14 protein-coding genes and 1 riboswitch are annotated in these 15,217 nt (G+C 46.2%); of the genes, 2 read left to right on the top strand and 12 right to left on the bottom strand.

Annotated elements, in window-relative coordinates; genetic code table 11:
• Positions 1–167: 167 nt before the first annotated feature.
• On the bottom strand, positions 168–1,796 hold the full coding sequence (locus tag BQ9856_RS12060; RefSeq protein ID WP_077609594.1) for an IS1182 family transposase: 1,629 nt from the start codon (positions 1,794–1,796) through the stop codon (positions 168–170).
• 412 nt (positions 1,797–2,208) lie between these two features.
• Here BQ9856_RS12060 and BQ9856_RS12065 point away from each other — a divergent pair, with 412 nt between their 5' ends.
• Positions 2,209–3,873: a S8 family peptidase gene (locus BQ9856_RS12065; RefSeq protein WP_442855587.1), complete on the top strand. Its 1,665-nt coding sequence runs from the start codon at positions 2,209–2,211 to the stop codon at positions 3,871–3,873.
• A gap of 32 nt (positions 3,874–3,905) precedes the next feature.
• Entirely contained in the window at positions 3,906–5,579 is a 1,674-nt protein-coding gene (locus tag BQ9856_RS12070; RefSeq protein WP_077611256.1) for a S8 family peptidase, read from the top strand.
• Positions 5,580–5,684: 105 nt separating this feature from the next.
• Here BQ9856_RS12070 and BQ9856_RS24870 read toward each other — a convergent pair whose 3' ends face one another.
• The 11 genes from BQ9856_RS24870 to BQ9856_RS12120 all read right to left on the bottom strand — a co-directional run bounded on the left by BQ9856_RS24870 (position 5,685) and on the right by BQ9856_RS12120 (position 15,207).
• Positions 5,685–5,828: a hypothetical protein gene (locus BQ9856_RS24870; protein ID WP_200801302.1), complete on the bottom strand. Its 144-nt coding sequence runs from the start codon at positions 5,826–5,828 to the stop codon at positions 5,685–5,687.
• 134 nt (positions 5,829–5,962) lie between these two features.
• On the bottom strand, positions 5,963–6,670 hold the full coding sequence (locus BQ9856_RS12075) for an ATP-binding protein (protein WP_077611257.1): 708 nt from the start codon (positions 6,668–6,670) through the stop codon (positions 5,963–5,965).
• Positions 6,671–6,765: 95 nt separating this feature from the next.
• A complete protein-coding gene (gene ribH, locus BQ9856_RS12080) occupies positions 6,766–7,227 on the bottom strand; it encodes a 6,7-dimethyl-8-ribityllumazine synthase (protein ID WP_077611258.1) in 462 nt (153 codons plus the stop codon).
• Entirely contained in the window at positions 7,224–8,438 is a 1,215-nt protein-coding gene (locus BQ9856_RS12085) for a bifunctional 3,4-dihydroxy-2-butanone-4-phosphate synthase/GTP cyclohydrolase II (RefSeq protein WP_077611259.1), read from the bottom strand. Before BQ9856_RS12085 ends, ribH begins: the two co-directional genes overlap by 4 nt.
• An 11-nt stretch (positions 8,439–8,449) precedes the next feature.
• Positions 8,450–9,088, bottom strand: coding sequence for a riboflavin synthase (locus tag BQ9856_RS12090; RefSeq protein WP_077611260.1), 639 nt, complete (start codon positions 9,086–9,088; stop codon positions 8,450–8,452).
• The gene (gene ribD, locus BQ9856_RS12095) at positions 9,070–10,173 is read right to left on the bottom strand and encodes a bifunctional diaminohydroxyphosphoribosylaminopyrimidine deaminase/5-amino-6-(5-phosphoribosylamino)uracil reductase RibD (RefSeq protein WP_077611261.1); all 1,104 of its coding nucleotides are present in this window, start codon (positions 10,171–10,173) and stop codon (positions 9,070–9,072) included. The genes BQ9856_RS12090 and ribD overlap by 19 nt, the downstream gene beginning before the upstream one ends.
• Before the next feature lie 180 nt (positions 10,174–10,353).
• Positions 10,354–10,468: riboswitch (FMN riboswitch) on the bottom strand.
• A gap of 105 nt (positions 10,469–10,573) precedes the next feature.
• Positions 10,574–11,623, bottom strand: a complete 1,050-nt coding sequence (locus BQ9856_RS12100) for a hypothetical protein (protein ID WP_077611262.1) — start codon at positions 11,621–11,623, stop codon at positions 10,574–10,576.
• Between the two features lie 14 nt (positions 11,624–11,637).
• On the bottom strand, positions 11,638–12,483 hold the full coding sequence (locus BQ9856_RS12105) for an L-ribulose-5-phosphate 3-epimerase (protein ID WP_077611263.1): 846 nt from the start codon (positions 12,481–12,483) through the stop codon (positions 11,638–11,640).
• A gap of 63 nt (positions 12,484–12,546) precedes the next feature.
• On the bottom strand, positions 12,547–13,308 hold the full coding sequence (locus BQ9856_RS12110; protein ID WP_077611264.1) for a DeoR/GlpR family DNA-binding transcription regulator: 762 nt from the start codon (positions 13,306–13,308) through the stop codon (positions 12,547–12,549).
• A gap of 99 nt (positions 13,309–13,407) precedes the next feature.
• The gene (locus tag BQ9856_RS12115; RefSeq protein ID WP_235839198.1) at positions 13,408–13,713 is read right to left on the bottom strand and encodes a PTS sugar transporter subunit IIB; all 306 of its coding nucleotides are present in this window, start codon (positions 13,711–13,713) and stop codon (positions 13,408–13,410) included.
• A 9-nt stretch (positions 13,714–13,722) separates the two neighbouring features.
• Entirely contained in the window at positions 13,723–15,207 is a 1,485-nt protein-coding gene (locus tag BQ9856_RS12120) for a PTS ascorbate transporter subunit IIC (RefSeq protein WP_077611266.1), read from the bottom strand.
• Positions 15,208–15,217: the final 10 nt, after the last annotated feature.

A 15,217-nucleotide genomic window follows, 5' to 3' on the forward strand; every position in this document is an offset into this window, starting at 1 on the left:
GGGGCTGTCGCACTAGTTGATTAAAATCAGCTGGTGCCCAGCTCTTTTGAGTGCTTTTAGAGTTCATTTTTATTCTGGATTTACGAACAAAGAAAAATAGCAGACAACTACTATACCTCTGATTGTTCAGCGGCTTTTAGTTGTCTGCTATTTAAGGTTTTTTAAATTTATGCGCTTTCTTTAAGGTTAAACAGATGTGTTCCTGTACATTCTCTTTGGATCTTATGGTGCAGCTTATTCACGTTGTGAGCCATTGCAAGAAGAACGCTTTCCGCAAGTACATTGTTTTTCCCTCTGCATAGATAGCGATGGAAATTCATATCTGTTTTCACATCAGCAAATGAACCCTCAGCCTGGATGCTTCTGTTCATTCGAAGCTGACAGCCTTCATCAGAGAGAATACGTTCCAGATCTTCTGCTCGTTTTTGTTGGAACACCTTTGATACTTCAAGCCGTTTTACTCGTTCTTCAAAAGGTATCTTACTGTTGTTTCCTTTGATACATTCCCTTTTGTACGGACAATCATAGCAGTCCTCACAGGTATAGATGTTTTTTCTGATTACATAACCCGTTTTGCTTTTCCCTTGTTTCGTACCTGTTAAAACAAGTTTTTTCCCGGCTTTGCAGGTATAGCAGTCGTTTTCTGTGTTATATTCCATGTTTTCTCTGCGGCTTATATCTGTTTTATATTTTCGCGTCTTGGAAATCTCATAGTTTGCAGGCTTGATGAATGAAACCTGTTCATTTTCTTCAATATATAGGTAATTCTCCTCGCTTTCATATCCAGAGTCCGCTACGATGTTTTTATATTTGAAATTTAAATGTTCTTCCATATCTTTCAGAAATGGGATCAGTGTTGTGGTATCTGTTGGCTGTGGCCCGATCGTAAGCCATGTGATGTATTCCGAATCCACACCATGCTGAAGGTTATAGCCTGGCTTCAGCTGTCCATTCAGCATCGCATCTTCTTTCATTCGCATAAAGGTTGCATCTGGATCCGTTTTTGAATAACTATTACGACTACCGCATTGGTAGATTTTCTTTGTGTATTCTTTCAGCTTATCCAGATATTCTTCTAGTCGCTCAATTGAGCGCTGCAACTGTGTTTTACGTTTTCCGATTCCATGGACGAATTCAATTCCTTCTTCGGCTTTGATCTTATAAAGTTTTTTGCGGAGTTTCTTTACATGACACAGTTGAACTTGATTATGGTACACAACTTTAATACCGTATTCTTCTTCACATTCTTCTACAAAAGCTGCAAGTTTTTCTAACAGTTTTGCGAGATTTTTAGTCACTGATTTTTTCCAGACAAACGTGTACTTATTCGCACAGGCTTCAATCTTGGTACCGTCAATAAAGATATCCTTTCCGGAGATTTCACCAAGTTCAAACAGCAGGACAGACATTTGAGCTAACATTTTCTTTGAACAGGAAGAAAAATGGAGTGAACGGAATCTGGCAATGGTGGCATGATCCGGAGCTTTGGAATCCTCTAATAAGAACATGAAATTAATGTCACGATGACAGGCTCTTTCAATATCTCTTGCAGAATAGATGCGGTTCATGTAAGCATACAGCATAATCTTCAGCATCTGTCTTGGCGTTGCAGTATTTTTCCGAATTCGGGAATAAGTCGAATATAACTCTGAAATATCCATCTCCTCTACAACCTGACTTAGCAAACGCACAGAATCATTATCTGGGATTATACAATCGATATTTAATGGTAGTTTTAATTGATAAAAATCTTGAACCATAGTATAATCTTTTTGTAGAATTTTATTTAGTAGCATAAATATATTTTACACCAAGAGCCGGGCTTTACAAAGCCCGGCTCTTAAATTTTTGCAAGCAAAGAGGCTGCGCACTAATTACTTAGTGCGACAGCCCCAATTCTTCTTTTTTATTCCTTCACAAACTCTTCACATTTTCCACAACATTTCTACATAAGTCATCGGTATATTTATACTTGCAAGAAGGTAATATCCCTTTAATTAAACTTTTCTCATACTTAGCCGGCAGGATTCCTATCTTGCCGGCCTCCCTCCTGTCTGCCGGTAACCAGTATTCGATTCATAAGTGCCGGATCAATAAATAATGTTCTGATAAACAGCCTTTGCTGCGGCTCATAATAGGTTTCCTGCCGCATAAGATAAAACAAATGCTCCATTAGAATCAGGCTGGGAGGCTTAAAACTTGGAAAAAGTGCTGGATAACAATTATTATGATCTTATTATTAATAATGTCTCGATTCCACTGTATGGTGCCGAGGATAACATCACACTGCTGAATTTCAGACACTCTCTGCTGCATATTCCCACGAATAATCAGGATCCCTGCACCCTGGGTCAGTATCCTTATCACAATTTTCCAACTCTTTACACACCGACTTCTACTGTCAGCATAGAAAAATCCGGCATTGGAACTGTTCAGAGAAACCCTTTCTTAAGCTTGTTTGGCAGGGGAATCATCATCGGAATCATTGATACAGGTATTGATTACCGGCATCAGGCATTTTTGTATAACGATAATACCACCCGGATTCTTTCCATATGGGACCAGTCCATACAGGAAGGTACACCTCCGGAAGGTTTTACATTCGGTTCTGAATACAGTAGAGAGCTCATCAATCTTGCATTGAGATCGGAGGACCCATTATCCGCTGTTCCAACTACAGACACCAACGGACACGGTACCGCAATCGCCAGCATTATCGCGGGAAACCCCAATCCGGAATCGACCTTTTCCGGTGTTGTTCCGGAATCCGAACTGGTGATCGTAAAGCTGAAAGAGGCGAAACAGAATCTCAAAAATATTTTTTTTGTCCCGGAAAATGCTCTGTGTTACCAGGAATCCGACATTATGCTCGGACTGCGTTACTTAGATTCCTATTCCCAAAATGCAAACCGCCCTCTGGTTATATGCATTGCTCTGGGAAGCTCTCAGGGAGGGCATGACGGAAGCGGAGCCTTAAGCAACTACTTAAACTATCTTGCAAGGCTGCCGGGAATCGGTATTTCAATCTCCGCAGGAAATGAGGGCAACAGCCGCAGGCACTATTTTAACAGTACCACAGCTGCCCCCTTCTACAATGACTTCGAATTTCGGGTCGGAGAACCAGATACACGGTTTTCCATGGAAATATGGCCATACGCTCTTGGACGGCTCTCCGTTGATGTTTCCTCGCCAAACCGGGAATCCACTCAGCAGATTTACCCCACAATTTCTGATTGCAGAATGTTCCGTTTCATATTTACTCCCAGTGAGATTTGGGTTAACAACTTTATGTTTGAGGAAGAAACCGGAGACCAGCTCATATTATTGCGCTTTCTGAATCCACTTCCCGGAGTTTGGAGAATCCGGGTCCAAAGCATGGAAAATGAGCCCTTGTCGTTTCATTCCTGGCTGCCGGCTGGTGACCTGATTTCAGATGAGACCTTTTTCTTAAATCCAAACCCGGATACTACCATAACCTCTCCGGGCAACGGTGCCAGTCAACTGACAGTTACCGCTTATAACCAGTTTGATGACAGCATTATTATCGAATCGAGCAGAGGCTATACAAGAAATGGACTGGTTAAACCGGATATCGCTGCTCCAGGTTACCAGCTTCCCTGTGCACTGCCCGAAAACAGGTATGGAACTTTAACCGGAACCGGAGCCGCCGCCGCCCATGCGGCCGGTGTAATTGCCATGGTTCTGGAATGGGCTATCCCAAGGGGAAATTATACCTCAATGACCGGAAGCGATGTCAACCGGCTCATCATACGGGGAGCGAGACGCAGCGATACTATCATTTACCCAAACAATATATGGGGATACGGCGAGTTGGATATAAACAGCCTGTTTCAAGGACTTACCATTATTTAATGGGTTCAACTGTATAGAAAGGAGGCATAATTTTGCTTAAAATACTGGACAATAATTACTATGACCTGATCATTAGCAACATTTCAGTCCCATCCTATGATACAGGTGATAATATAACATTTCTGACTGAACGGAATTCTCTGCTGCATGTACCCAGGACCGCTGCGGAACCCTGTGAATTAGGCACACGCCCATACAGCAGCTTTCCAACACTCTATAACATTGAATCCACAATAAGCATTGAAAAATCCGGCATTGGAACTGTCCAGCGCAATCCTTTCTTAAGCCTGTTTGGAAACGGAATTTTAATCGGAATAATAGATACCGGTATTGATTACCAGCATATGGCTTTCCGCAATAATGACGGCACCTCCCGCATCCTTTCCATATGGGATCAGACCGAACAAAGCGGTACCATTCCCGAGGGCTTTACATTTGGCAGTGAATACAGCAGGGAAATGATCAATCAGGCATTATCATCGGAAGATCCCCTGTCTGTCGTATCTTCCACAGATACCAATGGGCACGGAACGGCGATAGCCAGTATTATTACAGGAAGACCCAGTCCGGAACAGAGTTTTTCCGGTATCGTTCCGGAGTCTGAATTAGTAATCGTAAAACTGAAGGAAGCGAAAGAAAATCTAAAAGAAATTTTTTCTGCACGGAGAGATGCACTTTGCTTTCAGGAATCCGATATTCTTTTAGGGGTGCGTTATCTGCTTTCTGTTTCCCAAAGGTCCGGCCGGCCCCTTGTCGTATGCTTTGCTATGGGGAGCAGCCAGGGCGGGCACGACGGTCACGGTGTATTAAGCAGTTACTTCACTTACATTGTACAGCTGCCGGGAGTCGGCGCCTCTGTCTCAGCAGGAAATGAAGGGAATACGCGGCGGCATTATTTTAACAGTACCACAGCTGCCCCCTTTTACAATGACTTTGAATTAAGGATCGGGGAAAATGACAAACAATTTTGGCTTGAAATCTGGCCCTATGCACCGGGACGGATTTCCATAGATGTTTCTACTCCAAACAGAGAATCCACCCAGCAGATTTTTCCTGCAATCGGCGATTGCAGAAGATTTAATTTCATCTTTACCCAGAGTGTCCTTTGGGTCAACAATATTATAATTGAAGAAGAAACCGGAGATCAGCTGATACTGATCCGTTTTGACAATCCTATGGCAGGAGTATGGTATCTGCGTGCTCAAAGCCTTGAGAACGAGCCATTTTCTTTTCATTGCTGGCTGCCAAGCGGCAGCCTGATTACAGATGAAACTTTTTTTCTGAATCCAAACCCGGATACCACCATAACCTCTCCGGGCAACGGCACCAACCAGTTAACGGTGGCTGCCTATAATCAGTTTAATGACAGCATACTGCCTGAAACAAGCAGAGGCTATACAAGAAGCGGTCTGGTCAAACCGGATATCTCCGCTCCAGGCTTTCAGATCCCCTGCGCGGTTCCCGGGAACCAGTATGGAACAGCAACCGGTTCCGGAGCCGCAGCAGCCCATGCGGCCGGTGTTGTCGCAATGGTCATGGAATGGGCCATCCAAAGGGGGAATTATCCCTCCACGACCGGCAATGATATCAACCGGCTCATTATACGGGGAGCAGTACGCAGCGATGCTCAAATTTATCCAAATAATATATGGGGGTTTGGACGGCTGGAGGTGAACAGTCTTTTTGAACGGCTTACGAATATCTAACTCATGGATTTCCTGAATTACCTTATGCTGCAGAAAGATAAAAACACCAGAAATTCATGAATTCATGAAAATCTGGTGTTTTACTTTCGGGTCCTTTCCACTGGATCAATCCATAATCGATATATGATATTTGAATTTCCGATAGAACTTCCATATGATAACTGCAGGCATGCTGAAAAACAGATACAGTGTGGAAATTCCTCCTATGACTGCATAAATAACAATTAAAAAAATAATAAAGGCATTCATGAGCCGGTCCTCCTTTTTTACCCCTATTTTAATGAAATTCACAAAAAAAAGGAATAGAAAAGCGAGAACCTTAACATTTTTTTAATGCCCTTTGCATTGAAATGCACATGGGCTGATATTTCTTTTTCTGTTATTTATGAAAGGATTTTTCCGTCTACGGAGATGGTAACAACCTGGCATGGGATTTCTTTTCCGCTTTCATCAAGCGCCCTTAATGCCGCATGTTCTAACCCGCCGCAGCATGGTACTTCCATTCGGACAACGGTAACACTGTTAATAGCATTATTTTTCATAATCTCCGCCAGCTTTTCACTGTAATCTACCTGATCCAGCTTTGGGCAGCCGACGAGAACGGTTTTTCCCCTCAGGAATTTCTGATGAAAATCTCCATAGGCATATGCGCTGCAGTCTGCCGCTATCAGCAGATCTGCCTGATCAAAATAAGGCGCCTTTACCGGAACCAGCTTGATCTGTACCGGCCACTGCCTTAGCTGAGATTCCATAGGGGATGCAGCCGCTTTTCCGTCTTCCGCGGAAGTACGCGCAAATTGCATGGAGCGGCTTCCCGGACAACCGGAAAAAGCCATCTTTCCCATTGCTTCCGCTTTTTTCTTATTTTGAGCTACCGCATCTTCATCATAAGCGGCTGCCTCCCGTTCCACAAAGCTGATCGCTCCCGCAGGGCAGGCAGGAAGACAATCCCCTAACCCATCGCAGTAATCATCCCGCATAAGCTCTGCTTTTCCATCTACCATTCCAATGGCTCCCTCATGGCAGGCCGCCGCACAGATTCCACAGCCATTGCATTTTTCTTTATCGATGTGAATAATTCTACGAACCATTCCTCATAACCTCCTGTTTTTTGCTTTCTGGAGTTATCATACAATGGCTATCCGAATCTGTCTGTTGTAATTACAACAAAACTTTAAAAATAAGTCTAAATCTGCCGGATCAGATTTACCAATTCAACCGCGCTTAAGGCGCAGTCAAATCCTTTGTTCCCTGATTTGGTCCCGGCCCGTTCAATGGCCTGCTCTATATTTTCTGTAGTAAGAACACCGAACAGGACTGGAACTCCGCTCTCTAAAGAGACCTGGGCGATTCCCTTGGAGACCTCATTGCAGACATAATCATAATGGCTTGTGCTCCCCCGGATTACGGCGCCTAAACAGATCACCGCATCGTATCTCCCGCTCTTAGCCATTTTCGATGCTATCAGAGGAATCTCAAATGCCCCGGGAACCCAGGCCACGTCAATGGCTTCCTCCGATACCTCATGCCGGACCAGCCCGTCGATTGCTCCTGAAAGGAGCCTGGAAGTAATAAATTCATTGAACCTTGCGGCCACTATACCGACTTTCATATCCTTTGAAACTAATTTTCCTTCTAAAACGTTCATTTTAATCTCCCTTCATAATTCAAAATATGGCCCATTCTGGATTGTTTTGTTTTAAGATAATTCCAGTCATAAGGGGTTGCACGCATCTGTATGGGCACCCGTTCGGTGATTTCAAGCCCAAATCCGGATAACTGGTATACTTTATCCGGATTATTGGTCAGAAGCTTAAGCTTTTTTGCCCCTAAGTCCTTTAGTATCTGAGCTCCAATGTAATACTCCCGCAGATCCCCGCCAAATCCCAGGGCCAGATTGGCATCCAGGGTATCCATGCCTTCGTCCTGCAGTTCATAGGCACGAAGCTTATTGATCAGACCGATCCCGCGCCCCTCCTGCCTCATATAAAGAAGAATGCCGCGTCCTTCTGATTCGATCTGTTCCATGGCTGCCTGAAACTGCTGGCCGCAGTCGCAGCGCAGGGAACCAAAAGCATCCCCGGTCAGACATTCCGAATGGACCCGGCATAAAAGGTTTTCCCCGTCTCCGATTTCCCCCTTCACGAGAGCTACATGATGCTCTCCGTTCAGACGGTTCACATAGCCACAAGCCATGAACTGTCCGTATTTTGTAGGCATTTTTGTGACTGCAACCCGTTCCACCAGCTTATCATGTTTCTTCCGGTATTCCTGCAGATCCCGGATGGTGATAAAGGTAAGGCCCCATTTCTCCGCCAGCTTCTCAAGTTCTTCCGTCCGCATCATAGTCCCGTCATCCTTCATGACCTCGCAGCATAAGCCGCATTCCTTTAATCCGGCCAGCTTCATAAGATCAACAGTGGCCTCCGTATGTCCGGGTCTCTCCAGCACGCCATTTTTCTTGGCCATTAAGGGAAACATATGGCCCGGGCGGCGGAAATCCTCCGGCCCTGCCTCTTCACTTGCACAAAAGCGGGCTGTCATGGCCCGTTCTTCTGCGGATATTCCGGTCGTTGCCCGGATGTGGTCTACAGAAACCGTAAAAGCCGTCTCATGGCTGTCCGTGTTGTCCGCCACCATCTGGGGAAACCGAAACCGCTCGCACAGCTTCATGCTCATGGGCATGCAGATCAGTCCTTTCCCATGGACCGCCATGAAATTCACATTCTCTGTCGTGGCAAATTGGGCGGCACAGATAAAGTCCCCCTCATTTTCTCTTCCTTCATCATCTGTTACCAGAATGATTTTTCCCTGCTGCAGATCTTTCAGTGCCTGTTCAACTGTATCAAATGAAAACATATCAAAACCTCCTAATATCCGTATTTTTCCAAAAAGTCCCGGGTAATGCCTGTTTTTTCCTCTTTTATACCCAGAAGCCTTTCCACATATTTTCCAATGCAGTCATTCTCTAGATTGACCATATCTCCGGCTTTCCGAAAAGCGAGCGTGGTATTCCCTAAGGTATGGGGAATCACCGATACTTTGAAATCCTCCTCCGAAACCGCTGCAACGGTCAGACTGATCCCGTCCACGGCTATGGATCCCTTTTCCACCACATACCGCAGAATAGACGGTGTGGTCCGAATGGTAAACCAGATGGCATTGTCATCCTTTTTTATCCCGGAAATGATTCCCGTTCCGTCCACATGGCCTGCTACGATATGACCGCCGAACCGGCCTCCCAGAGCCAGGGCCCGCTCCAGGTTCACAGGGCTTTTCTGCTCCAGGGCAGCAAGAGATGTACGTCTCATCGTCTCATGCATCACATCCGCGCTGAAGGTTCTGCCATGAATAGAATTTACGGTCAGGCACACACCGTTTACCGCGATGCTGTCCCCCACCTTTCCATCATCCAAAATTTCTCCTGCATCAATGGTCAAAACCGCGGAATCCTTATTTCTTTTTATTTCCAGGATTATACCAACCTTATCTATGATTCCTGTAAACACGGTAACACCTCGCTTTCCAACAGGATATCCTCTCCAAACCAGGTGACGGCAGGCTTTCCCAGCAAAAAAGCCTGCTCCGGAAATTCTGCCCCGATTCCTCCTACCGGAGTTGCAGCCCCTTTCCCGCCGAATATTTTCGGAGCTATATAGGCCTGAACCCGGTTTACAATTCCGCTTTTTAATGCGGACCAGTTAAGAGTGCTGCCTCCTTCCAGCAATACGCTGTCAATCCCCGCTTTTCCCAGCATCCCCATTAGTTTTTTCAAATCAATATGCCCTTCCCTTACGGGCACGGCATATATCTGACAGCCTGCTTTCCGGTAAGGCTTTAAGAGCGTTTCATCCTGGCAGCCAGTCGCTATTATGGTGGGAACTGTCTCTGCGGTTTTTATAATTTTCGATTCCAGGGGCGTTTTCAGGCTGGTATCACAGATGATGCGGACAGGATTTCTTCCCCCCGGGTACCGGCAGGTCAAAAGCGGATCGTCCGCAAGTACCGTTCCCGCACCGGTCATAATGGAAACATAGCGGTTCCGGTCCTTCTGGACATGTTCCCTTGCCAATTCCCCGGTTATCCATTTTGATTTTCCTGAAACCGCAGCGATTTTTCCATCCATGGTCATGGCGTATTTCAAGACTACATAGGGCATGCCGGATTTCATATAGTGAAAAAACACACGGTTTAATTCTTTGCATTCATCTTCAAGCACTCCCTCCTCCACTAAAATTCCCTTCTCCCTTAAAAAGCGGATTCCTTTTCCAGCCACCAGGGGATTGGGATCCGCTGCTCCAACCACCACCCGCCGGATTCCGCTTTCTAAAATGGCCTCGGTGCAGGGCGGTGTTTTCCCATAATGGCAGCACGGCTCCAAGGTTACATAAAGATCCGCTCCCTGCGCAGATGCACTGCAGGATGCAAGAGCATCCCGTTCTGCATGGGGACCGCCGTACTCTTTGTGCCAGCCTTCCCCGATTATCCGGCCTTCCTTTACGATAACTGCCCCCACCAGAGGGTTAGGGTTGACCGCGCCTGTTCCTTTCCCGGCAAGTGACAGTGCCCGCTTCATATAGTCCCGGTCTGTCATACAGATACCTCCTTCCAATTTTTTGTAAAAGAAAAAGCCCTGAATACAATCTTCAAGGCTATTATGTACAGCTATCGGGACCCCCAGTCTGATCATCCATATTTTAGGATTAAAAAAGCTCTGAAATGATCAATCATTCCAGAGCAACGATATAGACTTTTTACAGGGTAACCTGCGCTTTGTCATCTTCTTTCATCCAGACTTTACTGTCGGCTTCGGAATTTCACCGAATCATACCTTGCGGCTCGTGGGCTTTACCACCGGTAGGGAATTGCACCCTGCCCTGAAGATCTTATTCAATTGTAAAAAGATTATCACAATAAATACCTGTTGTCAAGTATCTTGGCCTCCCAGACCAGTTTTTTTAATTCCTCCAGCATCCGTTTCTCCTCCCTCTGCATTATGGTTCCACTGTATACATGGCAATTTCATCGGTTTCCCGGTTGGCGGAAATAAGGATATCCTTTCCGTCCTTTCTAAAGTGGTAAACATTGGCCGGTCCACAGTCCCGGTCCAAAACCTCACTCTCATACCGCCCCGTTGCTTTGTTCCAGGTGAAAGCCAGAAGATTCCTTTCCCCTTTTCTATGCCCTACAACCAGCGCCTGCCTGCCGCAGAGCATGCCGCCGTATATGGCATGGGTGAATTCTGCCGGTTTTTCATATTCGTAAATCTTTAAAAATCTGCCTTCCCGTTTCTTATAGATGGCGATACAGTCTCCGTGAAAAGGAAAAAGCACCGCCAGTTCCTTTTCCCCATCCTCATCAAAATCCACCAGAACCGCATCACTGGCTGCCGTTTCCAGGAGTCTGCGTATTTCCCAGTCCCCGCCTTTTAAAGAAGGAGGGATAAACTGGTACACACCGCTGTCAGAAGAAATAATCCCGGTTTCCATCCCCTCGTCATCCACCCGGTAATATCCATGGTTTTTTAACATATCATCCTTAATTACCGTAAGATTAAGCTGATGATTTTCATCAAAGCTTCCTAAATCCTCCGGAAGAGCTGCCGCGTAAACCCGGCCGGGACTGGACCAGTCATCCTTATACTCATGGCCCGATTTCAACGTGCATGCCAAAAGGTAATAAACGCCGTTCCTTTCCAGAATGTCGAAACGGTGTATATGAGGCAGATCCACCAGAGTCCGCACCTCCCAATCCCCCGTCTTTTGGGGAGTCACAATCACAATTTTAGCCTCTTTGGAATCATTGGGGGAGTAAAATTTATGGGTGGCGAGAAACTGCCCATTGGTATTCGGTACCTGAACCATGGTCATAACGCCTCCGGGACCGGCCCACACCGTATCTTCCAAATGCCCATCCAGGTCAAAGAGCAGACACCGGTCCTCCTTTTCCGCTGCAACAAGGAAATGGTCTTCCCCATTTAAATGCAGCGGCGCTATGGAATAACATTTTGTTAAGGTTTCTATCACTTTTTTCTCTGCTTTCATGCACGTGCCTCCCTCTACCGCTGCTCATCCAGAATTCTTGTCATCCTTAAGCTGGCATCAATCAAATCCTGCATCCACTCCACATTCCCCGTGTACCAGAATTCTGCGACGAATTTCCGGATGCCCAGCTCCCAGGCGGTTTTTATGGCACTTTTAAAATCCACATGGCCTTTTCCGAAGGGAATCTCCCGGAACTGGCCGGGCGCAGTCTCCTTTAAATGCATGGCTACCAGATGGCCCTTTCCCGTACGGAGGTCCTCTAACACATCGGTTCCATAAGTTTTCGTTGCATTGGTAATGTTTCCGATATCCGGATAGACGTTCAGATACATAGAGGATACCAGCTTTACATACTGCATGGATTTCTCCACCGTGTTCATGAATTCGGTTTCCATGGTTTCAAATCCCAGCACCACACCGGCACGGGCTGCAAGCTCCGTGGCCTTTTTTAAATTTTCCAGAAAATACTGCTTTGTTTCTTCGCTGGAATCTTCATAATAAACATCGTATCCGGCCAGCTGTATGATTCTCACCCCTAAGTCATCTGCCAGCTCAATGGCCTTTTCCATGATCTCCATCCCCTTTTCGCGGATAGCTGGATCATGGCTTCCCAGTGGATATTTGCGATGCCCGCTCAAACACATGGTGCGTATGGGCAGGCCCACAATCTTCATGACGCTTACCATTTCAAGCCGTTCCGCCTGTGACATATCCAGGCGCTTTAACTTCTCATCGGTTTCATCGATGCTGATTTCCACAAAATCAAACCCGGCCGCTTTTGCTGCCTCCAGCTTTTCTTTCCAGCCAAGCCCCGAGGGCATGGACTTTTCGTATAATCCAAGGGTATATGCCTTTTCCATAAATTTGCCTCCAATTGATGCAATCAAAATGGAAGCCCGGGCATTGATTCCATAATGATTGGTCTAGAAATCCGATTGGCGTACCTGGAATACCTGGACCCCTTTTTCCTTAATGAGCTCCAAAGCCTCCACCGGTGCCTTTTCATCGGTGATAAGATACTTGATTTTTTCAATGGGGCAGCTTACAAAGCTGCTGTTCTTTCCTATTTTTGTATGGTCTGCCAGGACATAAACATCCTGGGTGGCATGGTCAATCATCATCTCATTGATACTGACCTCGTTAAATATTTCAGTGGTCATTCCGTTTTCCGCGCTGATGCCGGAACAGCCGATAAAAGCTTTCTTTGCATAAATGGGCTGCAGGTTCCGCAGGGCGAAATCCCCCACCATGGCGTCCTTTGGATGGCGCAGTTCACCGCCCGTCAGCACCACGTTTACTCCCTGGGAGTGCTCACAGGTAATGGCTTTGCCGTTATTGGTAATGACAGTTACGTTGTTGCAGCTTATATGCTCTATAAGCTTTAAGGCATTGCGGCTCGTGTTGATAAACAGAGTATCATTTTCTGACACAAACCGGGCCGCATATCTGGCGATCAGCCTGCGGTACATCTGCACCTCATCCGCCGGATTTCCGGCCGCAATGGCTCCCCCATGGGTCCGGACCAGAAGTTTCCTGTCCTCTAAGTACTGTAAATCTCTTCTGACCGTGATGAGGGATACCCCCAATATCTCTGCCAGCTCATCCACGCGCACCCTGGGATTCTCCTGCATCATCTCCAGGATGCGGTTTCTGCGGTTTTCTACACAAGCTCTGTCCTTCTTCATTCCCTGTACCTCTTCTCAACTCATAAAGATATGATTATTGCATCCATTATATCCGTTCCAGGAGCTTGTGTCACTTGTTTTATGTTCGTTTTGATTGAATCAAAGAATTCCATTCTCTTTCATTTTTTGCTCCATCTCCTGGACCGACATGATATTTCGCAGTCCGATGACCATGGTTCCTTTTTCCTGGGCGCTCTTAAACATGCCCGCAAAGTTCTGGGCGCAGAATACTACGTCATACTGGGCCGCCGCCGTCTTTCCCTCGGAAAGAGCACAGTGGTGAACCTTAGCCGGCTTGATCCCGGCCTTATCAAGCACCTTCTGCATCGTCATCTTCATCATGAGGCTGGAGCCGGCTCCATTTGCACAGCATACCATAAAACTCATATTTTCTCTTGCCATCATACCATCTCCTTATTGCTCATTCTTTTCTTTTAACGCTTTATAAGCTTCGTAATCTTCTGTAATGAGAAAATAGCCCTTTTTGTCCTTTAAATACTGAATCTGAGGAATGGCCAAAAGAAGGATTGCCACAAGGGCAACACCGGCATAGCTTAAGAACTTCATAACGCCTGTCATCACCGGCCATACAACCGCCCAGTCCCACATGCCTAAATATCCGCCATAGGCCGCCATTCCTGCCCAGCCGGCAATAAGAGCAGAGCCAAATACCTGGCATAAGCCGGATAAGAACGGCAAAATCAGGGCCGCTTTAATTCCGCCCTTTTCATTGGCGAATACGGCGATGGTAGCGTTATCAAAAAATACCGGCACGAAACCGCAGATTACAAGCACAGGGCTTTTCAATACAATCAGTACTATAATAGCCAGAATCTGACCTATAAAACCGGCTAAAAATCCCAAAGGCACGGCGTTGGCAGAACCGAATCCGAATACGACAGCACAGTCTACGCCGGGAAGAGAACCCGGAAGCAGCTTATCCGCAATTCCCTGGAAGGAAGCGGTCAGCTCGTTTACGAACGTCCTGACGCCAAGCTGTAAAACAGCCAGGTAAACAGAGAAATATAAACAGGTCTGTATCACATAGAATAACATGCTGGCTCCTTCTTTTAAGAAGCCCTGCTCCACTAAGTAATCTCTTCCAAGGACACAGAGAATGGTTCCAAAGAACAGCACCATAAGAATGGAGGTACACACCATGTTTTCATTGAAAATGGACATAAAGCCCGGAAGCTCAATATTTTCAATTTTCTTTACTTCTTTTCCAGCCTTCTTCTTACCGAAAAACTTCTCAGCAAGCCAGGTATTAAAGGCTATACCAAACATCTGCTGATGGGCCAGACAGAAGCCGGCACCATCGGTCAATTCCTGACAGGGCTTAATGGTCAAGTTAGAACCTACGGCCCAGTAGGCGCCTAAAATCAGAGCCATCACCACCAGAAGGCCGATATTGTTATTGAGCAGGAACGGACAGGCAAACAGTATGAGCCAGTAAGCGGTAGCCGCCTGCTGCACCTGTACATGTCCGGTTGTAAACAGCGCCCGGAGCTTAGTCGTTTTTCTGAAGCGTACCAGCAGAATGTTGACAATAAAAGCAATGAGCAGCAGAATCATTGCATTTCCAAATCCCTTGCCGAACACCTCCTCCACACCGGCCGTTACGGCGTTCTGCCCAAAGTATGGGTCAATTACCATGGCATCCATGTTAAAACGGTCCTTTAACCCCACCAGGACCGGACGGAAGTTGCTTACAAGTCCGCCGGAGCCTACCGTTAAGATCAGATATCCGACAATGGCTTTAATCACACCGGACAGAACATCGTACCAGGGCTTCCCCAGTAATAAATATCCCACCATTACAATAAGTCCAATCATAAACGCCGGCTGCTGCAGCACATTAACTGCGAAATACGACCAAATCTTCATTAAAATTTCCATAAGAACCCTC

The sequence above is a fragment of the Clostridium sp. Marseille-P2415 genome (assembly GCF_900155545.1).
Lineage (GTDB): Bacteria > Bacillota > Clostridia > Lachnospirales > Lachnospiraceae > Lacrimispora.

Bases quoted from the DNA above. Each gene is read 5' to 3' on its own strand.
- BQ9856_RS12060 (WP_077609594.1), bottom strand. From the start codon at position 1,796: ATGCTACTAAATAAAATTCTACAAAAAGATTATACTATGGTTCAAGAT.
- BQ9856_RS24870 (WP_200801302.1), bottom strand. From the start codon at position 5,828: ATGAATGCCTTTATTATTTTTTTAATTGTTATTTATGCAGTCATAGGA.
- BQ9856_RS12075 (WP_077611257.1), bottom strand. From the start codon at position 6,670: ATGGTTCGTAGAATTATTCACATCGATAAAGAAAAATGCAATGGCTGT.
- ribH (WP_077611258.1), bottom strand. From the start codon at position 7,227: ATGAACGTTTTAGAAGGAAAATTAGTTTCAAAGGATATGAAAGTCGGT.
- BQ9856_RS12085 (WP_077611259.1), bottom strand. From the start codon at position 8,438: ATGTTTTCATTTGATACAGTTGAACAGGCACTGAAAGATCTGCAGCAG.
- ribD (WP_077611261.1), bottom strand. From the start codon at position 10,173: ATGACAGACCGGGACTATATGAAGCGGGCACTGTCACTTGCCGGGAAA.
- BQ9856_RS12100 (WP_077611262.1), bottom strand. From the start codon at position 11,623: ATGAAAGCAGAGAAAAAAGTGATAGAAACCTTAACAAAATGTTATTCC.
- BQ9856_RS12105 (WP_077611263.1), bottom strand. From the start codon at position 12,483: ATGGAAAAGGCATATACCCTTGGATTATACGAAAAGTCCATGCCCTCG.
- BQ9856_RS12110 (WP_077611264.1), bottom strand. From the start codon at position 13,308: ATGAAGAAGGACAGAGCTTGTGTAGAAAACCGCAGAAACCGCATCCTG.
- BQ9856_RS12115 (WP_235839198.1), bottom strand. From the start codon at position 13,713: ATGATGGCAAGAGAAAATATGAGTTTTATGGTATGCTGTGCAAATGGA.
- BQ9856_RS12120 (WP_077611266.1), bottom strand. From the start codon at position 15,207: ATGGAAATTTTAATGAAGATTTGGTCGTATTTCGCAGTTAATGTGCTG.